Source organism: Roseibium sediminis (assembly GCF_008711325.1).
In the GTDB taxonomy this organism is placed as follows: Bacteria; Pseudomonadota; Alphaproteobacteria; order Rhizobiales; family Stappiaceae; genus Roseibium; species Roseibium sediminis.
This window is the reverse complement of record NZ_VXDB01000001.1, coordinates 27,069-49,348: the sequence shown is the minus strand read 5'-3', so window position 1 is coordinate 49,348 and position 22,280 is coordinate 27,069. Positions and strand designations below refer to the sequence as shown.

At 56.8% G+C, this 22,280-nt stretch carries 22 protein-coding genes; 6 read left to right on the top strand and 16 right to left on the bottom strand.

The features are described from left to right. The first annotated feature begins 63 nt into the window (after positions 1-63). Both F0155_RS00200 and F0155_RS00195 read left to right on the top strand, forming a co-directional pair. Entirely contained in the window at positions 64-513 is a 450-nt protein-coding gene (locus F0155_RS00200) for a MarR family winged helix-turn-helix transcriptional regulator (RefSeq protein ID WP_150522454.1), read from the top strand. Positions 514-601: 88 nt separating this feature from the next. After that, positions 602-3,814 (top strand): 2Fe-2S iron-sulfur cluster-binding protein, encoded by a 3,213-nt coding sequence (locus F0155_RS00195; RefSeq protein ID WP_208999061.1) that lies wholly within the window; start codon positions 602-604, stop codon positions 3,812-3,814. 6 nt (positions 3,815-3,820) lie between these two features. On the opposite strand, the gene F0155_RS00190 is transcribed toward F0155_RS00195, so the two are convergent. The 15 genes from F0155_RS00190 to F0155_RS00120 form a co-directional block, all read right to left on the bottom strand. After that, entirely contained in the window at positions 3,821-4,669 is an 849-nt protein-coding gene (locus tag F0155_RS00190; RefSeq protein ID WP_204934366.1) for an amidohydrolase family protein, read from the bottom strand. 4 nt (positions 4,670-4,673) lie between these two features. Further along, positions 4,674-5,525, bottom strand: coding sequence for a fumarylacetoacetate hydrolase family protein (locus F0155_RS00185; protein WP_150522452.1), 852 nt, complete (start codon positions 5,523-5,525; stop codon positions 4,674-4,676). A 16-nt stretch (positions 5,526-5,541) separates the two neighbouring features. Continuing rightward, complete coding sequence (locus tag F0155_RS00180) at positions 5,542-6,279, bottom strand: SDR family oxidoreductase (RefSeq protein WP_150522451.1); 738 nt, start codon at positions 6,277-6,279, stop codon at positions 5,542-5,544. 25 nt (positions 6,280-6,304) lie between these two features. Next, positions 6,305-7,498, bottom strand: a complete 1,194-nt coding sequence (locus tag F0155_RS00175) for a UxaA family hydrolase (protein ID WP_150522450.1) — start codon at positions 7,496-7,498, stop codon at positions 6,305-6,307. Further along, positions 7,495-7,821, bottom strand: a complete 327-nt coding sequence (locus F0155_RS00170) for a UxaA family hydrolase (protein ID WP_150522449.1) — start codon at positions 7,819-7,821, stop codon at positions 7,495-7,497. The genes F0155_RS00175 and F0155_RS00170 overlap by 4 nt, the downstream gene beginning before the upstream one ends. An 11-nt stretch (positions 7,822-7,832) precedes the next feature. Beyond that, a complete protein-coding gene (locus F0155_RS00165) occupies positions 7,833-8,483 on the bottom strand; it encodes an RraA family protein (protein ID WP_150522448.1) in 651 nt (216 codons plus the stop codon). After that, a complete protein-coding gene (locus F0155_RS00160; RefSeq protein ID WP_150522447.1) occupies positions 8,476-8,805 on the bottom strand; it encodes an L-rhamnose mutarotase in 330 nt (109 codons plus the stop codon). Before F0155_RS00160 ends, F0155_RS00165 begins: the two co-directional genes overlap by 8 nt. A gap of 1 nt (position 8,806) precedes the next feature. After that, positions 8,807-9,925 carry a mandelate racemase/muconate lactonizing enzyme family protein gene (locus F0155_RS00155; protein ID WP_150522446.1) on the bottom strand — a complete coding sequence of 373 codons (1,119 nt, stop codon included), beginning with the start codon at positions 9,923-9,925 and terminating at the stop codon, positions 8,807-8,809. Beyond that, a complete protein-coding gene (locus F0155_RS00150) occupies positions 9,925-11,019 on the bottom strand; it encodes an ABC transporter ATP-binding protein (RefSeq protein ID WP_150522445.1) in 1,095 nt (364 codons plus the stop codon). Before F0155_RS00150 ends, F0155_RS00155 begins: the two co-directional genes overlap by 1 nt. 4 nt (positions 11,020-11,023) lie before the next feature. Then, positions 11,024-11,881, bottom strand: a complete 858-nt coding sequence (locus F0155_RS00145; protein WP_150522444.1) for a carbohydrate ABC transporter permease — start codon at positions 11,879-11,881, stop codon at positions 11,024-11,026. After that, positions 11,878-12,777, bottom strand: a complete 900-nt coding sequence (locus tag F0155_RS00140; RefSeq protein WP_150522443.1) for a carbohydrate ABC transporter permease — start codon at positions 12,775-12,777, stop codon at positions 11,878-11,880. Before F0155_RS00140 ends, F0155_RS00145 begins: the two co-directional genes overlap by 4 nt. A 75-nt stretch (positions 12,778-12,852) precedes the next feature. Next, a complete protein-coding gene (locus F0155_RS00135) occupies positions 12,853-14,175 on the bottom strand; it encodes an ABC transporter substrate-binding protein (RefSeq protein WP_150522442.1) in 1,323 nt (440 codons plus the stop codon). A gap of 75 nt (positions 14,176-14,250) precedes the next feature. Then, on the bottom strand, positions 14,251-15,426 hold the full coding sequence (locus tag F0155_RS00130; RefSeq protein ID WP_150522441.1) for a CaiB/BaiF CoA transferase family protein: 1,176 nt from the start codon (positions 15,424-15,426) through the stop codon (positions 14,251-14,253). Next, positions 15,423-16,556, bottom strand: coding sequence for an ABC transporter substrate-binding protein (locus F0155_RS00125; RefSeq protein WP_150522440.1), 1,134 nt, complete (start codon positions 16,554-16,556; stop codon positions 15,423-15,425). Before F0155_RS00125 ends, F0155_RS00130 begins: the two co-directional genes overlap by 4 nt. Continuing rightward, a complete protein-coding gene (locus F0155_RS00120; RefSeq protein ID WP_150522439.1) occupies positions 16,549-17,112 on the bottom strand; it encodes a MaoC family dehydratase in 564 nt (187 codons plus the stop codon). Before F0155_RS00120 ends, F0155_RS00125 begins: the two co-directional genes overlap by 8 nt. Before the next feature lie 112 nt (positions 17,113-17,224). Between F0155_RS00120 and F0155_RS00115 the strand changes: the two genes are divergently transcribed. Beyond that, positions 17,225-17,677 carry a MaoC family dehydratase gene (locus tag F0155_RS00115; RefSeq protein WP_150522438.1) on the top strand — a complete coding sequence of 151 codons (453 nt, stop codon included), beginning with the start codon at positions 17,225-17,227 and terminating at the stop codon, positions 17,675-17,677. Then, a complete protein-coding gene (locus F0155_RS00110; protein ID WP_150522437.1) occupies positions 17,674-18,735 on the top strand; it encodes a Gfo/Idh/MocA family protein in 1,062 nt (353 codons plus the stop codon). The genes F0155_RS00115 and F0155_RS00110 overlap by 4 nt, the downstream gene beginning before the upstream one ends. 112 nt (positions 18,736-18,847) lie before the next feature. Here the strand turns inward: F0155_RS00110 and F0155_RS00105 are convergent, their stop codons facing one another. Next, positions 18,848-19,624: an IclR family transcriptional regulator gene (locus F0155_RS00105; protein WP_150522436.1), complete on the bottom strand. Its 777-nt coding sequence runs from the start codon at positions 19,622-19,624 to the stop codon at positions 18,848-18,850. 437 nt (positions 19,625-20,061) lie between these two features. Between F0155_RS00105 and F0155_RS00100 the strand changes: the two genes are divergently transcribed. Both F0155_RS00100 and F0155_RS00095 read left to right on the top strand, forming a co-directional pair. After that, a complete protein-coding gene (locus tag F0155_RS00100; RefSeq protein WP_150522435.1) occupies positions 20,062-20,949 on the top strand; it encodes a LysR family transcriptional regulator in 888 nt (295 codons plus the stop codon). 427 nt (positions 20,950-21,376) lie between these two features. Beyond that, entirely contained in the window at positions 21,377-22,267 is an 891-nt protein-coding gene (locus F0155_RS00095) for a LysR family transcriptional regulator (RefSeq protein WP_150522434.1), read from the top strand. The last annotated feature ends 13 nt before the right edge of the window (positions 22,268-22,280 follow it).

The following is a 22,280-nucleotide window of genomic DNA, read 5'->3' as shown; positions in this document are numbered from 1 at the left end:
ATTGTTAATCGAATAAGATGTCATGAGTTGAAGTTAGTCAAGATCATTCATCTGGGTTGTGATATGGCCAAGGAATTCACGCTGCACAACAGGATCGGTTTCAAGGTGACGCGCCTTGCCCGGATCATGGAAAGCCGACTGGAGAAGCAGTTGTCAGACCATGGAATCACACGGCTGCAATGGTGTGTGCTCAGAGGCGTCGGGCTTGAAGGGGTTACGACGCCGTCCCTGCTGGCTGACTATATCTGCATCGCCCGTCCTGCAGTCTCCCGTTTGTTGAAAACGATGGAAGAACAAGGGCTTCTGGAGCGAAACGGTATCAGCGATGACAAGCGGTTTACCGAAGTTGCCCTGACCGAGTTGGGGCAGGCCAAACTGAAAGCTTGCCATGTCCTTGTGCGGGAAATGAACCATCACTTTGCCGGCAAACTGGATAAGGATGTGTACGACCTTGTCATGACTGCAATCGACAAATTGACCGAAGGCGAAGACGTTCAACTGACCAGACTTTGATCGATAGGCTCCACTGGAACGGAGGGTGGAGCGCAAGGGTTTTTGCAAGAGGGTGGCCGCCTGAATGAGCTGCCACGGGAGAGACATTTTGAGATTTTTCTCGGACAAGACGAGACCCGTCCATTTGGGACCGTTTCCGCTGGAACGTCTGGCACGGCGGGATCGCGCGGTGCTGCCAACCGGTGTCCCGGACATGGACCACATGGTTTTTTCTCGGCCCGACAGCCCGCAGAACATCATCAACGCGATGACCGAAGCGCAGGCGATGTTGGACGCGGTTCGTGATGGCCTGGTCAACGCTGCACGCGCTGAAATTCCGGACAGTCTGGTCGAGCGCAAGAACCATCTCAAGGCCTTTGCCTATTTCTCCGATGTCTCGATGGCCGCAACTTGCGGGCTTCAGCCGGTTTCCTTCCTCGATATGCCGCTGAGAAATCCGGACATGGACCGTCTGGCGGAAAAGCTGCGAACAGGGCAATGCAAATCCCTTGCTTCGGGCATCGACATGATCATGGCTGATCTGCGAGACGCCGTGAATGCCCCGCCGAAATCCGTTGCCCACCACAAGCATGCGCTTGTCTTTCTGGTTCAAACACCCCGGCCTGTGCGGGAGGATGAACCGGGATATGATTGGCTGAGAGGGGCTGAACGCCATCGGTCTGCACTGCGCGCCATGGAAGTTGCCGTGGTGCTTGCGCAATATATTCGCCTGCTGGGGCATGAAGCCTGTGCTCATGGGCATTCGACGTCCGATGTTGATTTGAACCAGCTTGCGGTGGCATCGGGTCTTGCAAGTGTGGAAGACGGCAGGCTTCACAATCCTTATCTGGGGGAGCAGTTTGCAATTGCCGCTGTCACCACCACGCTTCCCTTTGCGCATGACTTGCCGCTCATGCCCTTGGCTGAACAGCACCGTTCCAAGACCCATGGCCTTGCCTGGACGTTCGGCTACCGCACAGCCAAGAATGCGGGGAACCTCGATCCGTATGAAAAACGCCGTTTCGTGGATGGGGCCCATCCGTTTGAGACCCTGAAACGGGTCGATACGCCGACGACCTATATCGACGAGGCGCGGGTACCACGGGTTCCAAAGCGTACAGACATGTTTGCCCGCTCCCTGTTCGGCGACTTGGGCAAGAAGGTGCAGCAGGCCTCGACCGGCGGAAAATATGTTCGCAAGTCTGCGCCGTCCATGGCGCAGCGTCGTGCTCTTGGTGCGTTCGTCCTGCTTCAGGACGGAGAGCCCGCCGCTTCGCGTCAGGGGACATCCGATCCGCAGGAAAATGCACAAAATCTCAAGGCGATGTCCTATTTTCTGGGCGTCGATGCTGTTGGCATCTCCAGATGTCCGGATTGGGCGTGGTATTCCCACGATGCGGCGGGAAATCCCATCGATCCGCCGCATGATCAGGCGATTTCCATGGTCATCGATCAGGGCTACGAGACCATGGAGGGGGCTTCGGGTGACGACTGGATTGCCGTCTCCCAATCCATGCGTGCCTATCTGCGGTTTTCCATTCTGGGCAGCATCGTCGCCCAGCAGATCCGCAATCTCGGCTATGAAGCCAAGGCCCACACGGTGATTGATGGCGAGGTGTTACAGCCGCCGCTCCTCCTTCTTTCAGGGCTAGGCGAGGTCAGCCGGATCGGAGAGGTGATCCTCAATCCGTTCCTTGGGCCACGGCTGAAATCCGGCGTAGTGACGACAACCATGCCGGTCGCTCATGACAAGCCGATTTCCTTCGGCTTGCAAAGCTTTTGCGAGGCTTGCAACAAATGCGCACGCGAGTGCCCGTCGGGAGCGATCACGGCTGGCCCGAAACTGATGTTCAACGGCTATGAGATCTGGAAATCGGACAGCCAGAAATGCACGACCTACCGGATCACCAATGAAGGCGGGGCGATGTGTGGCCGTTGCATGAAGACCTGCCCGTGGAATCTGGAAGGGGTTTTCGCCGAAGCGCCGTTCCGCTGGGCTGCCATGAACATTCCAAAGGCGGCTCCGTTGCTGGCCAAGCTCGATGATCTTGTCGGTAATGGCGAACAGAATGTCGTCAAGAAGTGGTGGTGGGATCTGGAGCTTGCGGAGGACGGGGCCTATCGACCGACCGAGCACCCGGTCAACCAGCGTGCTTTGCAGAAAGACCTCGATCTGAAATACGAAGACCAGACGTTGGCTGTGTATCCGGCCAATCTGGCTCCGCATCCCTGGCCGTTCCCTTTCCCGATGGATCGGGAGAAGGGCATCGAGGCCTATCAGGCGATGATCACGGCGGAGCAGTACAAGGCCAAGCTCTCGAGAGGTGAGACAGACGATCTCGTCCACAGCTACAAGATCAGTGGAGACGCGCCTGTCATTCAGGTCGAAATCGTTGAAGTCGAACAGATGACCGACGGCGTCACCAAGTACGAGTTTGCTGCTGTTGATGGCAGCTTGCTGCCGGAATGGACGGCTGGCGCCCATATCGACATTGTGGTGGCTCCGGAGTTTCTGCGGCAGTACTCGCTGTCCGGCAATCCGGCAGACCGGACCAGGTATCAGATCGGCGTCCTCCGGGAAGATGCGGGACGCGGCGGCTCCTTGCTCTTGCACCGGATCTTCAGCAAGGGACGCAGGATCTTCATTTCCAAGCCGATCAATCATTTCCCGCTCGTGGAAACGGCACGGCGCTCCTACCTGATGGGGGGAGGGATCGGCATCACCCCTATGATCGCGATGGCGCACAGGCTGCATGCAATCGAGGCGGATTTCGAGATGCACTATTCCTGCAAGTCGCGGTCTAGCGCGGGCTATCTTGAGGACCTTGCGAAGTTCCCGTGGTTCGAAAAGGTCCATCTCCATATCAGCAACGAGGGCTCACGGGCCGACCTTGAGACGGTTCTGGGCGGCTATCAGCCCGGTGATCACGTCTATTGCTGCGGGGCGGTTCCCTATATGGACGCGGTCATGGCTGCGGCGGAAAAATCCGGGTTTTCCGATGAGGAGCGGCATGTGGAGTATTTCAATGTTCCGGACATGCCGGACTATGAAAACCACGCCTTCACATTGAAGCTCCTGAAATCCGATCTGGTTCTTGAGGTGGGGGCGGAAGAGACGGCAACGGATGCACTGTCGGCGCGGGGCATTCATGTGGATGTGAAATGCTCGGACGGCATATGCGGGGTTTGCAAATGCGGTCTTGTCTCCGGAGAGGTCGAACATAGGGACTTTGTGCTGTCGAAAAAGCAGCGGGAGAACAGCATCATCCTGTGTCAATCGCGCGCCGCGCAAGCTGGCGGTGTCGTCGAGATCGACCTTTAACAACAATCAGGCGAGACCGTAGATGCGTTCCGCGTTCTGATGCCCGATAGCGTGTGCTTCATCCTCAGACAATTCGTCGAGGATTGATCTGGTGACGTTGATCCAGTCCGGCAGTCCATTCGCAAGGTTGACGACAGGCCAGTCGCTTCCCCAGACGATGCGCTGCGGCGTGAAGCATTCCAGCACATGGTCAAGATAGGGGCGGATGGTCTCAAGGCTCGCTGTTCCCGGAGCGCAATAGGCAAGAATGCCGGACAGCTTGCAGTTTACATTCGGCAAACTGGCCAGCGCAGTCATGTTGGCCCGCCATGGATCGAGCCCGTTCCCGGCAATGTCGGGCACGCCGCAGTGATCGAGAATGAAGGTCGTGTCGGGGCAGGCTTTGGCCAGTTCGGCAGCGAGCGGAAGCTGGCGGGAGAGATAGCACATGTCGAATGTGCGTGCCGTTTTGCCTATCTTTGAAACATTGCGACGAAAGGTTGCCGTGGTCGACAATTCGTCGTCGACCACATGCAGGATACGCCGGTACCCAACGACGCCAAGGGCGACGCTTTCTTCCAGCCAGGCGTCAAAGCCCTCATCCTCTTCCGGACGGATCGACGCAATGATCCCCCTCAATCCGGATGCCTTATCCTCGGCAAGTTCCGCTGTAAAGCGGCCTTCCGCCTGATAATCGGCATCGTTCACCCCGGTCTCCATGAAGAGGGATCCGCTGATCCCGCTGTCCCTTGTGAGGACAGCATAGTCGGTCAGCGTAAAGTCGCCTTGCGCAAGAGCGGGGATGCCACCGGTCCAGTCATATCCGACCTTGTTCCGGTAAATCAGGTGCTGATGGGTGTCCAGAAGGGGGATCATGGTGTCAGGCCTCCGGATCGGCGATCACGTCCTGTCGCTGGGTTCCAAGACCTTCGATGCCGAGTTCAACGACGTCGCCCGGCTTGAGGTAGCGGGGAGGCTTTTGGCCGAGGCCCACACCGGGAGGCGTGCCGGTGGAGATGACATCACCCGGCTGCAGGCTCATGAACTGGCTGAGATAGGACACAAGGAACGCAACCCCATAGACCATGGTGGAGCTGGAGCCGTTCTGCAGCTTCTCGCCATTGACCGTGAGCCACATGGAAAGGTTCTGCGGATCGGAAATCTCGTCCCTGGTCACCAGCCACGGGCCGATCTGCCCGAAATTGTCGCAGGACTTGCCCTTGGTCCACTGGCCAGCACGCTCGATCTGGAATTCGCGTTCCGACACATCGTTGGTGACCGCATACCCGGCCACATAGTCGAGGGCGTCGGCTTCACTGACATATTTGGCACGCTTGCCGATGATGACGGCCAGTTCGACTTCCCAGTCTGTCTTGGTGCTGCCCTTGGGGATGATGATCGGGTCGTTCGGGCCGCAGATCGCGCTCGTAGCCTTCATGAACATGACGGGTTCGGGCGGAACAGCCAGTCCACTTTCGGCGGCGTGATCCGCATAGTTCAGGCCGATGCAGATGAACTTACCGGTTCCCGCGACGCATGGGCCAAGGCGAGCGCCTTCGGGCGCCAGCGGTAACGCGTTGATGTCGGTTCCGGCCAGCTTCTTCAGGTTGGCGGGGTCGATGGCAGCGCCTGCCACGTCATCAATAATGCCGGAGAGGTCCCGGATCGCGCCATTGGCGTCGACAACGCCCGGCTTCTCGGCACCGGCTTCTCCAAAACGGACGAGTTTCATGTTGTTCTCCCGGATATCAGGTGTTGGACCAGCCGCCATCAATGATGTGGGCGGCTCCAGTTGTGTAGGCGCTTTCGTTGGAGGCGAGATACACCACCAGCGCGGCGATTTCCTCGGCCTTGCCGATGCGACCGATGGGTTGGCGGGCGATGAAGGCCTTGCGGGCGGCTTCATAGTCGCCGGTGTCTTTCAGGCGCTGTTCCAGCGACGGGCTTTCAACGGTGCCCGGGCAGATGGCATTGCAGCGGACGCCTTTGGTGATGAAGTCTGCAGCAATAGCCTTGGTCATGCCGATCACGGCCGCCTTGGTGGTGCCGTAGACAAAACGGTTCGGGGCGGCAATCACGGATGAGGCCGCCGATGACATGTTGATGATCGAGCCGCCGCCATTTTCAAGCATGGCCGGAAGGAAGGCGCGGATCATGCGATACATGGCCGTCACGTTCAGATCCATCGAGAAGCCCCACTGGTCTTCATCGCAGTCCAATATGGATCCATGAGCGACAAAACCAGCGCAGTTGAACAGGGCGTTGACCGCCCCCACTGTTTCGACAGCCGATTTAATGGAGGCCGGGTCGCGAACGTCCAGACGCAGGGTCTTGAGACCAAGTCCGGCGAGTTCGCCCAGAGCTGCCTCGTTGACATCCGATGCCCAAACGGTTGCCCCTTCCGCCTTCATTGCCAAGGCAGACGCGCGTCCAATTCCTTGTCCTGCTGCCGTCACAAGGCATGTTTTGCCTTCCAGTCTTCCCATGTCTCCTCCAGTTTTCCGTTACCGCCTAGACCGGCAGACAGGCCGGTCCTATCGGTTCGAAGCTCTTGTAGGTCAGGATGAATTCCTGATGCCCCAGCGCTTCGGATTTCGTTTGCTCGCCACAGGCAACACGAAGGGCAAGGTCGTGAATCTCATCGCCGATCTCGTCCAGCGAGGCGGTTCCCTCGATGATCCTCCCGGCATTCACGTCCATGTCGCCCTCAAGCTGCGCGAACATATCCGGATTAGCGGCAATCTTGATAACTGGCGCAAGGGCACTTCCGACAACAGAGCCCCTCCCGGTGACAAAAAATGTCATATGCGCTCCACATGCCATCATTTCCACGATCTCGGCGTTGTCGGATATGTTGGGAAAGCCGAACCGAACCTCGCCATCGGGCACCACATCCAGCAGATAAAGGCCGCCCTGCGGGGGAATGTCGCCAGGCTTGATCAGGCCGGAGATTTTTGAATTGCCTGACTTCGCATAGGCGCCCATCGATTTTTCCTCGATGGTCGTCAGCCCGCCATCGGCGTTACCGGCAGCAAAACTGCCGTAGCCCAAAGTGGCATAATAGCGCGCGGCCTTTTCAACGGAGGCCTTGAGTTCTGTGGCCAATTCCGGTGTCACCGCACGGGCTGCCATGATGTTTTCGCAGCCGATCAGTTCGCCGGTTTCTTCAAAGATGCAACTTGCCCCTTCCGACACGAAACGGTCGAAGGCACGACCGACTGCGGGATTGCCAGATAGTCCGCTGGTCCCGTCGGACCCGCCGCAAACAGTGCCGATGACCAGTTCGCTGATATCCATCGGGACGCAGGGTGTTGCGTCCAACCGTTCGGTTGCCTGTTCAACCCATTGCTGACCTTTGCGGATTGTACTGGCCGTACCGCCGTTCTTCTGGATCACCAGCGTTTCAACGTCCCGTCCGCTTTCGCGAATTACGGCTTCCAACTTGAAGCGATTGAAGCTTTCGCAGCCCAGGGAGACAAGAAGGACAGCACCAACATTGGGATGCGTGCAAAGGCGCTCCATCATGCGCTGGGCATAGTCATTCGGAAAACAGCCCGGAAAGCCGATGACATGAGCGTCGTCCCGGTACGGCCAGGCGATCTCGCGCGCAACGTGATGGGCGCACTCCACCAGATAAGCGACAGCAACGACGTTGCGAATGCCCTTGCGACCGTCAGCCCGTTCATACCCTGTCAGCTGGTTCATGGCTTGCTACTCCCGGAAAATTCGACGGCATCTGCGTCCAGCGAATGGGTGGGGGTGTAATCGCTCTTCAGATTGAGAAGATGAACATGGTCGCCAAGTTGGATGTCGCGAGACGCAGAGCCAATTGGAGCGCCGTATTTGATCACCTTGTCCCCTGTCTTGAGGTTGCGACGCGCCAGTTTGTGCCCCATCGAGATGTTCCGGGTGAAATCGATTGAGACACCCTCGATGCGAATGGTTTCCCCGAGCTGGATTGCGGCCCGAAGCACCAGAACATTGTCATCCGGATGCAAGAGCAGTAGTCGCGGATCAGTGTCGTTCAATTGGGGTTATCCTAGAATTTGCCGAATTTGAGATAAGCTTCCTGCGGGTCCATACCGTCCAGAATGGCCCGCCGAACCCTGCTTTCCGTCGCCATTGCGGCGAGGGACTTGTCCAGAACCTCGTCGAGGATTTCCTTACGGATACAGACCATCCCGTCGCGGTCGCCGTGTAGCCAGTCGCCGGGTCGGATCAGGACTTCGCCGATCATGATGTCGACTTCTGTTGCCGTGGGCAGCCAGTAGCCGACGATATCGCGCGGGGTGTTGTGTGTTCCCCGGCAGGGCAATCCCAGTTTCAAGATGAAGTTTGTGTCGCGCAATGCCCCGTCGATGACACAGCCGAGCACTCCTTTGCGGTGAAGGGTTTCGGCAGACAATTCGCCCATCTGTGCAATGTCATGGGTGTGTGGCTGGCAGGTCCAGACATGTCCGGGTTTTGCCTTTGAAAGCAGGCCTGTCCAGGCGAGCAGCGTTTCGTGCGCGTCCGCTGTCTCGTCAACACGGCCCTCAATGGTCCATGCCGGGCCGCACAGGATCACCTCCGGCTGAAGAGGCGTGATCCGGGGCGGCAGGGTGAAATTGCGCTGCCCCATGGCGCGCATGACGTCGTGGATCACGCTGGTGTAGCAGGTCTGAAAGTGTTCGAGCCTTTGATCAGTCATGATGGAAGACCTCTTCCATCATGGACCACCACTCGCCATCCTTTCGGGTGTCCAGCGGTTTTTGGCAAGGCATGCAGACATCCCACCAGCGTCGGGTTTCGGGGTCGGCAGCCATCTTGGCGGCGTCTGCGTCAAAATCCGTGCCGGTATATTCCCAATAGCCGAAGAGTAGGTTTTCCGGCTCCTTCAGGAAAATCGAATAGTTGGTGATGTTGCAGGCGGAAATCATAGCAAGGATCTGCGGCCAGACATTGGCATGCAGCTCCTTGTATTCCGCCACCTTTTCGGCGTTCAGGCCGATCACCATGCCCATGCGCTGCATGTCATGCCTCCGCTTTCAGGATGTGGTTGGTGCCCTCGACGATGCGGCTGTTGATCACGGACCAGTCCCAGTCAATGCCGAGTCCCGACTCATCAGGCGCAATCGCCTTGCCGTCTTCGATCTTCATCGGGGATTTGGTGACATCGTCCAGCTGCGGGATGTATTCCAGCAAAGGGGCATTGGGTACGGCACAAACCAGACTGACGTGCAGTTCCATGAGGAAGTGCGGGCAGATGGGCACGTTGAAGCTTTCGGCCAGATGCGCGATTTTGAGCCACGGAGTTATCCCGCCGACACGCGCGACATCTGCCTGAACAACGGAGGCCGCATTCTGCACCAGATAGTCCTTGAACTGGGACAGGGAATACATGCTCTCGCCAACGGCAATCGGTACTTCTGAGGCGCTTGCCAGTTCGCGGTGGGCTCCAACGTCATCGGCAGGCATGGGTTCTTCGAACCAGAAGACATCAAACTCGGCCAACATGGCGGCACGCCTGCGCGCTTCGGCCAGACTGAACGCCTGATTGGCGTCGACAAGGATCAGATAGTCGTCCCCGACCGCCTCGCGAACGGCCCGAATGCGGGTGCGATCTTCCGCGAGTGACGGTTTCCCGATCTTGAATTTTGATCCGGAAAAACCCCTGGATTTCATGGCAATTGCATCGGCTACAAGTGCTTCGGTGGACAGGTGCAGCCAACCGCCTTCCGTTGAGTAGAGCGGTACACTCTTCTTCACGCCACCTGCCAGTTTCCAGAGCGGTAGTCCGGCACGGCGGCAGCGCAGATCCCAAAGCGCGGTGTCGATCGTCGCAAGGGCCAGGGAGGTGATGGCTCCGACCGCCGTTGCGTGGGTGGTAAAGAGGAGGTCGTGCCAGATGCCGTTAATTTCTTCCGCATCGCGCCCAAGGAGCTTTGGCGCGAGGGTTTCCTTCAGCAAGCTGACGATCGCGGGCCCACCGGTTCCGATCGTGTAGGAGTACCCCGTACCCACATGCCCGTCCGCATCCGTGATACGGACCATGGGGGTTTCCTGACTGACGAAGGACTGGATCGCATCAACCCTTTGGACCTTGGGCGGCAAGTCGATCATCAAGATTTCAACTGCAACGATCCGTGCCATCAGCTGATCCTCACCGACTTCTTCGTTTTCGCGTCGAACAGATGGGTTTTTTCAAGCGCAATTCGAAACTTGAGCACTTCGCCCGGAGTAACGTCGCGTGGCACGAACATCTTGCCCTGAACCTCGGACCCGGCAATTTGCGTGTAGAGTACGGTCTCGGTGCCCAGCAGTTCTGCAAGGTCGATCTTGAGCTCCAGAAACGTGCCCTCGCCACTGTCATGGATGCCGTGACCTTCCGGTGTCAGATCGTCCGGCCTTAGTCCGAAAATGACTTCCTGTCCCTCGGTGACATGGGGAGCAAGGCGAGAAGGAACCGGAATTGATGTGTTTTCGTCAAACCATATAGCTCCACTGACGATCAAGGCGGGCAACAGGTTCATGGGCGGTGAGCCGATGAAGGAGGCAACGAAGGTGTTGACCGGGTGATTGAACACTTCCATCGGCGTACCGACCTGTTCGATATAGCCGTCCTTCATGACCACAATCCGGTCGGCCAGTGTCATGGCCTCCACCTGATCGTGGGTGACATAGACGACCGTGGTTTTCACCTTCTGATGCAGCTTCTTGATTTCTGTCCGCATCTGGACGCGGAGTTTCGCATCGAGATTGGAAAGAGGCTCGTCGAACAGGAAAGCCTCCGGGTGGCGGACAATGGCCCGGCCCATCGCCACCCGCTGACGCTGGCCACCGGAAAGTTCGGCCGGGGTGCGCTCCATCAAACTGGAAAGGCCAAGGATTTCAGCTGCCTCGTTGACACGTTGGTCGATGACGTTTTGCGGCTGTTTTGCGATCTTGAGCCCGAAGCCCAAATTCTCGCGCACCGACATGTGGGGGTAGAGCGCGTAGTTCTGGAACACCATGGAGATATTCCGCTTGCGCGGGGGCAAGTCGTTGACCAGCTCATTGGCGATGTGGATCTCGCCGCCCGAAATGTCCTCAAGGCCCGCGATCATGCGCAAGGTGGTGGATTTTCCGCAGCCGGAAGGGCCGACAAGGACAACGAACTCGTTATGGGCGATGTCCAGATCGATCCCGTGGACGACTTCCAGTTTTCCGTAAGCCTTGACGACCTTGTTGAGTGTGATGTTTCCCAATTTCTTATCCTTTCACGCCACCGAAGGTCAGTCCGGCAATCAGATGTTTCTGAACAAGGAAGGTCAGGATGAGGGCTGGAATGATGATGATGACCGCCATGGCGCACATCCCGGCCCAGTCGATGGTGAATTGGGCGGTGAAGTCCATCAGTCCGACCGGCAAAGTCTTGCTGTCGGTCGAGCGGGTCAGCTGAGAGGCGAGGGCATATTCGTTCCAGGAGGTGAGGAAGGCGAATACCCCGGCAGAGGCAATCCCTGACCTGGCCAGTGGAAATTCTATCTTCCAGAAGGCCTGCCATCTCGTGCAGCCGTCGACCTGCGCGGCTTCGCTGAGTTCCTTCGGGATCTGCCTGAAGAAGCCGTCGATCAGCCAGATTGTGAAGGGCACGTTCAACGCGACATAGACGATGATCAGACCCATGGGGGCATCGATCAATCCAAGGTGGCTCCAGATGATGAAGACGGGCAGGGACAGCGCGATACCCGGAACTGCTCGCGACAGCATGAGCCCCAGAAACAGCGCGTTCTTGCCGCCAAAGCGGAACCGGGCGAAGGCATAGCCACCGGACATTCCGACAAGCAGCGCAATGGCGGTCGATGTGACCGCGATGATCATGGAGTTGGCGAAATAGTCGATCACCGGGATCGCGACCTGCGCGTCCGACAGGCCAAAAATGGCGGCGAAGTTGTCCAGCGTGAGGTCTTCGGGGATCCAGACCGGGGGCTTTGCGAGGATTTCGCGATTTGGCCGAAAGCCCGAGAGGACCACCCAGAGGCCGGGAACGCACATGACGATCATCAGGATGAAGGTTGCGATCCATGTGAGAACCGCTTTCACCTGCCTTTTGTGGAGACTTGTCATGCAGCCCCTCCCATGTACCGGCGAGCGGCAACCAGCTTGGTGAAGAAGTACCAGGTGAACAGGATGGACAGGATCGTAGAGACATAGGCCATGGCATTGGCCTGCCCCATCTTGGCATTGTCGTATCCAACGCGGGCGATGAGCGTCCAAAGCAGTTCCGTGCGCCCCGCCGGGCCACCTCCGGTCATGACATCTACAATGTCATAGGCGCGGGCAACATCGAGCGAGCGGATTGTCATTGCGATATAGGCGAAGGGCATGATGAAGGGCAGGGTGATGTGGCGGAACACCTGCCACGGCGTGCAGCCGTCGACCTTTGCCGCCTCAAGAGGATCCTTCGGCATGGCAAACAGGCCTGCCAGCAACAGGATCGCGAAAACCGACGTGCTCATCCATACTTCGGCGAAGATGATGGAGAACATGGCAAGGTCACGTTCCACCAGCCAGGGAATGGCGCCATCCGTCAGTCCGAGCGACTGAAGCGCGTTGTTCAGGATGCCGATGTTGTCGTTGAAGATGAACTTGAACTGGAACCCGACAAGGATCGGGGAGAACATCATCGGGAACATCATGATGGTGCGCAGTGTACGCTGGCCCCAGGTGATGCGGTTGATCAAGAGTGCAATGCCAAGACCGAGCAGGAACTCAAGGTTCAAAGCGATGGTCAGGAACAGGATCGTTCGCCCGAACGCCCACCAGAATTTGGTGTCGTCCAGAAGACGTTCGTAGTTCCGCAGACCTATGAACTGGTTGATGCTGTCCGGCTTTGTCAGCCGGTAGGGTGTCAGGCTGGTGTAAAGGGAAAACACCAGTGGCACGGCCACGACAAACAGGATCGTCAGGATCGCCGGACTTAGCAGCAGATAAGGCGTGTGTTTTTCGGCGCGCCAGCGCATGTCAGCTCCGTCGAACGCTAGAAATGGGGTGGGACGGCCACAGACGCAGAAGCGGCCGCCCCCTTGGGAGGACAATCAGAGGTAACCTGCGTCTTCCATGATTGTGCGGGTGGCTTCGGCAGCTTCATCGAGCGCGGCCTTGATTTCCATCTCGCCGAGGATTGCGGCCTGCAAACGCGGCCAGATCTCGTTTGAAACTTCAATCCACGGTTCGATCAGCGGCGGTGTGAAGGCATCTTCCGACATCGAGACCTTGTAGGTGTCGAACACGGTGACGAGGAAGTCATTGCCTGCATCGGCGAATTCCTTCTTGGCGTCCGTCCAGACCTGTGTGCGGGTGGGCAGAAGACCCTTGCGGGCTTCGACCATCTGCTGGTCGTGATCAGTCAGGAAGGTAACGAAGGACGCTGCTGCGTCGACATTGTCGCAGGTTTCGGTGATCGAGAAACTGTGGCTGCCCGACCAGCCGGTGCGCTTGCCGCCAGCGCCTTTGGGAGCGCGAACGAGACCGATATCGCCTGCTACCTTGGAGTTCGCCGGATCGTTGAAGAAGGAGGCCCAACCGGCCCAGTCCAGATTGAGCGCAACGGTTCCAGACGCGAAGCCAAGGCCGGTGTCGTCCCAGAGATAATTCAGGACACCAGCCGGAACTGCCTTGGCATCATAAAGGTCCTTGAACCACTGGACGGTCATCACACCGGCTTCGGAGTTGAAAGTCGGGTTCCAGTCCTCGTCAAACAATGCTCCGCCATTTGCAACCAGCATTTCATAGAAGCGGCCTGTGATCGCCTCGTCCTTGCCGACATATTGGGTGCCGTAGAAATTCGGCGCATCGGCGAAGAACATGGCCTGATCCTTCACCTGATCCCAGGTTTCCGGCGGTGCCAGCTCATAGCCGAACTCGGACTTGAAGCCATCCTTGTTGGCCTGATCCTCAAACAGCGATTTCTTGTAGAAGAGGTTCGAAATGTCGGAATGGCGCGGCAGCTGGACCAGCCTGCCGTCCACCGTGGAGTTCTTGATGGCAAGTGCATCAAAGCCGGCAAGGGTTTCCGCCGGGATTACTCCGTTGAGATCGCGATAGATCGTGCCGTATTGGGGGGCGAAGCTTGTGTGGTTTGAGCCAACGCACCAGTCGAGGGTGCCAGCTGCAATATCCTGCTTGATCTCGCGATCCAGTTCGAAATGGTTCTTGCGGGAGAGGATCTCGACCTTGGCTCCGGTCGCGGTCTCCCATTTTGCAATTTCCGCATAAAGCGGCTCGTATTGAGCGCCGCCGATCAGCTTCACACGCAGTGTATAGCCGTCAAATTTGCCGTAGTCGGTGGCATTGGCTATGCCCGTCAGCATCAGGGGCAATATTGCAGCCGATGCCAGAAACGCGAATGACTTCCTCATAATCTCCTCCCAATTCATTTCAGGCCGGTTGGCGGATGGCTCCACAATCCGCTCGGCCCGCTCATGCTGCGCAGGTCAAATGCCCGGCAGAAGCTCTTGCTTGATCCTCTCAAGATCAGCGCCCAGATCCGGGGCTGCCCGTTCCGAAGACAGGCCTTGCCCGTTCAGTCGGATCGGCCCGCGAACGGATTTAAGTTCAACGTTGCCGTTGCGGCGGATGGTTTGCTCAAGACCGAGATGCGACCAGGCTTCGCTTGCCATGAGGCCGGGCCAGTCGAGCACTTCCGAACACCAGATGTCGGCCGGCTGCAGGATCGCCAGCCAGTCTGCTGTCGTGCGCCGGGCGAGCGATCTGCCAATTTCAGTCTTGATAGTGTCCCGCTCGCGCATCAGCGCTGTCTTGTCGTTGAAAAACGGCTCCAACCCCTCAACCTCAAGAAGCCCGGCAAGCCGCTGCAGCGAGGGCGTCATGGCGAGGGCGAGAAACCCGTCCTTTGTGGGGTAAACACCGTAGGGCGCTCCCAGATAGGCATGCGCGCCGTTAACGGCGCTGCGCTTGGGACGGCGATGGCCGTCATTCAGGTAGGTGGTGAGCACTTCAAACTGAAAGTCGACCATGGCTTCCAGAAGACTGGTCTCAACCTTGGCGCCCTTGCCGTGTATTCCGCGTCCAACCAGAGCAGCAAGAATGCCCTGTGCCAGTGCGTTGCCTGCCAGCATGTCCGCCACGGCAAGGCCCATCGGCATGGGTGGGTCGTTGTCGCTGCCTGTGAGCCAGAGGAGGCCTGAACGCGCCTGGGCAAGCAGGTCTTGTCCGGGAAGCGGAGCCCATTCACCGTCTTCGCCATACCCGGAGATGGACCCGTAGATAATTCGCGGGTTGATGGCTGATACCGCGTCATAACCCAAACCCTGCCGTTCGATCACGCCCGGCCGGAAGTTCTGGACCATAACGTCTGCCCTGGCGATCAGGGCTTCCAGCAGTTTGCGGTCATCCGGGTTTCGGAGATCAGCGGTAATGCTTTCCTTGTTGCGATTGATGGCGTGAAACAGTGAGTTGGCACCGTCGATATCCACGTCAGACAAATACAGCTGGCGGCAGAGATCGCCTGTGCCAGGGCGCTCAACCTTGATCACCCGAGCCCCGAGATCAGCCAACTTCAGCGTGGCAAGAGGGCCGGAGAGGAATTGGCTGAAATCGAGCACGAGCAGGCCGTCAAGCGGGCGTTCTGATTGCGGCAAGGAGATCATGACAGGCTCTCCTCATAAGCTGCCTGAAGCTTGTCGGCCGTCGCCTTGACGCTGCTCTCACCGCGCAGGCAGGCATGAACGATGTTGCCGCCTGTTTCCTGAAAACGCATGTAGCCGTCATATCGGGGTCGGATCCACGATGTGTCCAATGTCCGGCGTGTGTTTTTGAAGAAATTCCGCGAGGCCAGATTGCAATGCTCATCATCCCATGCCGCAGCGTTGGCGGGTTGCCCTCCGCTCTGGAAAAAAAGAGCCTTCTGGCACTCTGAACTCGCGATCCAGAAGGCATAGTTTAGGGCAACCTCGGGGTGCTTGGTTGCTGCGGAAATGGCGATGCCAGTGCCTCCGAGGACAGTTCCACGCGGGCCGTTGTTCTTGATGCCCGGTGCGTCCGTAAAGGTGAGGGGAAAGCGGCAATATCCCTGTCGGCTGTAGTTCGTGTACCCGTAGCCGAAGGGAGAATAGTGGGGAGCATCAACAGATCGGCCCATCCATTCATAGATCCCAATCGGATCCAGCGTGAGGCATCTGGGGTTCATCAGGGCCGTGATTTCGCACATCAACTCAAGGACATGCGTTGCTGCATCAGGATCAATGAGGCTGTCACCTTCCGCGATCGAATGTCCGAGGCTCCGCGCCAGACCAAACCAGGTCATCAGGGCGTTGATGGGAATGAGGGCAAAGCCGACGCACCCTTCCTGCGCCAGTTCCACAACTTCGCTCCAATTGGCTGGGGGGTGATCCAGCCTGTCGGGTCTGAAGGCTGCGACCGGGGTTGCTGCATCAATGGCAAGCGCCCATTGCTGGCCGTCGAATTCGTAAGATTGGTGGGAGCCGCCCACCGATTGTTCGGCCAGAACGGCAAGATCGTTGTCACGCCCCTGATCGTTGAGAGGCAAGAGCAAGCCATTGCGGGCCACTTCTCCCACATGCGGGTGGTCTATGACCATCAGGTCATACTGGTTGGCCATCTCTTCGACTGGCCGGTCTGCGAATGCCTGAAGAGAGCGTTTCTCCCAGCTGATGCTGACGCCTGGATACTGTTTTGCGAATGCGGCGGAGGTCGCGACCATCGGGTCGTAGCCGCGACTATGGTCCCAGGTCATGCCTTTCAGATGAATTTCAGGCATCGGCTTTTGCCTTGCGCAGAAGCTCGACTTCCTCGCGGAAAGCCGAGGGTTCACGATAGAGGGCCGTCAGCAGATGCTCGGCGTAGAGGACCTGTTCTCCTTCTCCCTTGAAGACCGAATAGGAGACCCGAAGCTTTCCCATGGTCTCGTTATGGACGACCTTCGAGAGGTTTTCGCGAATGGTGTAGATCGTGTCGCCGATGAAGACGGGCTTGATGAACCGGAGCCGGTCATAGCCATAGGAAAACGAGTTCAGGCAGTTGGTCGCGACCAGCCCCAGACCGTAGGAAAAAACCATTGCGCCGGCGACAAGCCGTTTTCCAAAGACCCCTTCCTCGGCGGCAAATCTCTCGTCGGACACATAGGGGTGGTGATCCATGACCAGCGAGTTGAACAGCATCGACTCGCCTTCGGAGATGGTTCGGCGCACTGACCGAATGCGGTCGCCAACCTTGAAATCCTCAAAATACCAGTCTTCGGAATTCCATGCGGGGATGGCGGCGTGCTCTTCCGGCAAACCGGGCAAAGAACGCGGATGTACTCCAATCTCGGCCATGCTCCCACTTCTCCCTGCGTCACTTGTTGCCTCGACAATAATCGCATTGCTTTTTGTATGTCAAAATGTTTTTTATAAATGAAAATATCAATTGTCTGCTGGGGAGGTTGGAATGGAGCGTGAGCAGTTTTTCGAGGATTATGAAATCGGAGCGCAGCGACGCACCTTCGGGCGCACGATCACCGATGCGGATATCGTGCTTCATGCCGGTCATAGCGGGGACTACTTCCCTCATCATGTCGACGTGGAATTCTGCAAGACACAGCCGTTCAAGCGCCCTATTGCCCATGGGACCATGACGTTTACGATCGGGATCGGGCTGACAGCGACTGAGATAAATCCGAGAGCCATGACCTATGGCTACGAGCGGCTGAGATTTCCGCGTCCGGTGCACGCAGGCGATACCATTCGCACCACGGTGACGATCAGGGAAAAGTCAGCCGATGCGAAACGACCCGGCTTTGGCAAGGTGATCGAGGCCAAGGAGGTGACGAACCAGAACGGGGAGACGGTGATGTATGTTGAGCACATTCTGATCGTCGAGATGAAAGGCGGGAGCAAATGACCTTCGAACTGAAGCAGTCCTGGCCAGCGCCGACCCATCCGAAACCAATCGTGTTCATCGGTGCGGGCGGGATTATTCTGGATGCCCATATCCCGGCTTACAGGAAAGCGGGATTGCCGATCCTGGGTGTCGTCGATCCCAATGAGGAGCGGCGGATGCAGCTGGCATCAACACATGATCTGACCGCTTATCCTGATCTCGCGGCTGCCGTAGCCGCAAACGGGACGAGTGTGGTCTATGACATCGCGACCCCTCCACATGTAATCCGGAACCTCTTGCCGCAATTGCCCGATGGAGCGGCTGTGCTCATTCAAAAGCCAATGGGGTCGGATCAGGAGGATGCGCGGGAAATCCGGCGCCTATGCCGAGAGAAATCACTGAAGTCCGCCATCAATTTCCAGCTGCGGTTCTCGCCGATGATGCTGGCCGTAAAGGACGCGGTTACGCGGGGCTTGCTTGGTGATCTGCTCGATATCGAGGTTCATTTGAACATCTACACACCATGGCAGATTTTTCCGTTTCTCATTCCCATGAAACGTGTCGAGATTGCCGTGCATTCCATCCACTATCTCGATACGATCCGGGCCATTGCCGGGAACCCGCAAGGCGTGTTTGCCCGGTCTCTGCGTGACCCAAGAGCCAGCGACTTCGCCCAGACCCGGACATCGATCATCCTCGATTACGGAGATCGATTACGAGGTGTTCTGTCCATCAATCACAACCATCAGCATGGCCGCGAACACCAGTCGGCGTGGTTCCGTTTTGAGGGAACGAGGGGGACGATGATGGTGAAGCTCGGCGTCTGCTACGACTATCCGAATGGCGAGGCTGACGAACTGTGGTTTTGCGAGAACGGCGGGAGCTGGCAGCAAATCGCTCTTGAAGGGAGCTGGTTCATTGATGCCTTCATGGGCACCATGCGCAATGTCCAGCGATATGACGCTGGTGAAGACAGTGCGCTCTATGCCTCGACTGAGGACGCCTATGAAACCATGGCGCTTGTCGAGGCGTGCTTCAAATCGATGGAGCAGCCGGGCGTGCCTCTGGTTCTAGACTGATGGCTTCTTGCTGGAGCGGTTGCAAGCGAAGGGTATGCCGGTTCGTCGTCAGAAACGCTATAAATCAGATATTTAGAGCACGTCGGGCGTTTCAGTGAATGCGTGGAATGCGCTAGTTGGCTGGGGCGTTGTTGCCCGCCCCAAGCCCGATGCTCAGGTCGCGTGCTGTTTCCCTCAGGCGGTCGACACAGGTCTGAAACTCGATTTCCTCGCCAATTCGCTCGATATGCGGCACTGTTAACGCTGCAATGGCGACACCGGAGTGATCGAGCACCGGAGCGGAAATGTTGACGATGCCGCGGACCATGAAGCTGTCTCGAACCTCGTAGCCTTCAGCCCTGATCTTTGCGAGATCCTTCTCCAGCTCCTCCCGAGTGGTTCCTTCCGGAAGTGGAGCCTCGCTGAAAATGCGGTCAATTTCATCCGGCGGGAGAAAAGCCATGATCACCCGTCCGCTGGAGGCGGACCAAAGCGGGATCTTGGCTCCCAGACGGACACTCAGGACGTTATTTGAGGGACTGTCTGTCTGCCCGACGACAAGAACCTCGTTGTTCGTGATGATGCCCAGATGGATCGATTGGCGGATTTCACGGGCAAGCATCGCCATGCGGGGCCCTGCAATGGACGTCAGTCTTCTGACGATCGGCAGGCGATGGGCAATTTCAAACAGGTAAGTGGTTAGAACGTATCGGCCCGACGTGATGTCCTGGGCGACATATCCCCGTTGCTCCAGAACTGCGAGCATTCGGAAGATTTCACTGACAGATCTGTTGAGCGACCGGGCAATATCGGAGAGGCTCAGGCCAACGTCTTCGGATGACAGGAGCTCGATTATGTCCAGCCCTTTCTCAAGTGCCGGAGCGGTGTATTTCTTCTGTTCTGTCGTCACTTCGAGCCTGTTTCCAAGGTCGTTTGTTTTCTGCTGTCGGGCAACTCTAGCCGCTTACGACAATAATCAAAACTCGCTGTACGTCTCTTTGAAAATTCGCGGTCAGCTGCGGTCTTTTGCATGGTTAATCACGGAAATTCAAATCCTTGTGACTTACGTATTTACCGGAGTTGACTCCCTCTGGATTCCATTGACTCAGCTTATAGAAGTATAAATATGTAATATCTAGCGATGCTCAAAAATAAAACTCCCGAACGTCTCGCTATATTTTCAATGAGGACTTTCAATTTAATGCATGAATTAACCAATTCGTGTGTATTCTTGAAATAATTTGTTTATTTGCGACGAAAGTCTAAAGCGCCTATTTCACCTGCCTTAATATGTTGCGTCATGTTGTCGGCGCTAACGTGAGCTTAGCGACCTGACGGGAGTGTTGAATGGAACTGCGGCAAATTCGGTATTTTCTCGCGCTGTCGCGAACTCTGAACTTCACGCGGGCTGCCGAAGAATGCAATGTCACACAGCCAACCTTGACGCAGTCCATCAAGAAACTTGAAGAGGAATTGGGCGGGGCCTTGTTGCTTCGCCAGCGAAACCGCACCCATCTGACACATCTTGGCCAAACCGTATTGCCTTATTTGCAGGCGGTGTTTGACAGCAGTATCGCTGCAACGATGCTGGCCGATGATATCAGCAAGGGTGGGCGTATGCCCGTGCGACTGGGCGTGTGTGATGCGTTCGACATCGACTTGCTGGGCGAGCCGATGCGGGAACTGAACGCTTCCTTTGCCGGACTGGAACTTCACGTTCTCACGGAGAATGACAGCAAGCTCGCAGAACTGGCATTCAATGGACAAATCGATCTGGCGATTATCAGCAGGGGCGCTGCGGATGAAACGCATTTCAGGTTTTCTCCGCTTTACACGGAAACCATCAAGGTTGCTGTGAGCGGCAGGTTGCCAATTGCCGGAATTGGCGATCAGGTTTCGTTTGCCGACCTGCACGCGTTGCCTTGTATCGGAATGCGCGATTCACAGGTCTTTCAGGATATTGTCAGCTCGGCGTCTAAGTCAGGTTACAGGCTGGTGCAGGGACATTGGGTCCAGCGCCTCTTTGAGGCTCTGGTTATGGTGCAGGCGGGCCTTGGGTATACCTTTGTCGGCAATCGTGAGCGCCTGCCTGACGGAGCCAGGAGCCTTTCAATTTCTGATGAAATGCCTGCCAGAACAATTGGGCTTGCAGAATTGCGTGGAAAACCTTCGTCGCCTGCAGTTCTTGCTCTAAGTGCCTTGCTTCGATCAAAAACGTACTTGCCGCTACATTAAATTGGGCATGTTTGATTTGAAAGAGCTTCAAACCTATTCAAAATGTTCAGGAAATTAATAATTAAAACTGAAATTCACGGAAACGTGAAGTCAGGAGGCTGCTGTGAGTGCAGGAAGCCAAAGCGGTTTGGAAGTCTTTCGGCACTCAAGTATTCCCAAGCTGCAAGATGCGAGATCCGCTTCTGACCATGCTTGATACTAAGATAAATCTATACTGAAATTTTACGCTAGGTTTGTTGCGGGTCTATATTACAAGTTTACCTAAAGTTGTATAGGAGATCATATGGGTAAATAATAGATTTCATCTATAGTACTTTATGATAGGAAAAAACTATCCAGGGTGATTTGGGGCAAAACAACAATTAGATAGCACGCTCGACTGGGGGTATTTCCCCCTGACGCAGATCGTGCGCTCGAGGTTGGTCGTATGGAACTAAGACAAATAAGATACTTCCTGGCTCTGTCTCGTACACTCAATTTTACGCGAGCTGCGGAAGAATGTCGGGTGACCCAACCGACATTGACCCAGTCGATCAAAAAACTCGAAGAGGAGTTGGGTGGACCGCTTCTCCTTCGGCAGAGAAATCGGACGCACTTGACGCATCTCGGACAGATGATCCTGCCATTTCTTGAGCAGGTCTACGAGAGCAGTCAGGCGGCCAGAATGATCGCCGATGATCTTAGTCGCGGAGACCGAACGCCGGTTCGCGTAGGGGTAAGTGATACTTTCAACCTTGTGTATTTGTTGAAGCCGGTATCGGAGATAAATCGCAGTATACCCGGTCTGGAGTTGCATATTATTGTCGGGTCCGATGATCATCTGGTTGAAATGACGCTGGACGGGCATCTCGACCTCATAATCGTCGAGCAGATGGCGGCAGAGGAAAAACACTTCCGGTTCATGTCGCTCTATACAGAGCAGATGCGTCTGGCGATCAAGGAAGATTGGGAACTGGCGCAGATGGAAACTGTGCCGATGAGCAAATTGGACGATGTGCCGTGCATTTGCCTGAAAGAATCCGATCTTCATACCGAGTTCATCACCTTGGCGTCAAAAAACGGGATCAATGTTTCCCAGCAACATTGGGCCAAGAAGTCGGCAGATGCCCAGATGATGGTTCTGGCGGAATTGGGAATTGCGCTTGTAGGCGACCGCGAGCAAATTCTGGACGGTGTTGTTACGAGAAAGCTGGAAGAAGCCCTGCCTACGCGCACGATGGGTTTGGCGGAGTTGCGGGGCAAACCGTCATCAGGTGCGTTGCTGGCCTTGAGTCGTCAGCTCCGGGCCCGGAGCTATCCGCCGAACGAAAGAGGGTGAGTCCTGCGCGGCT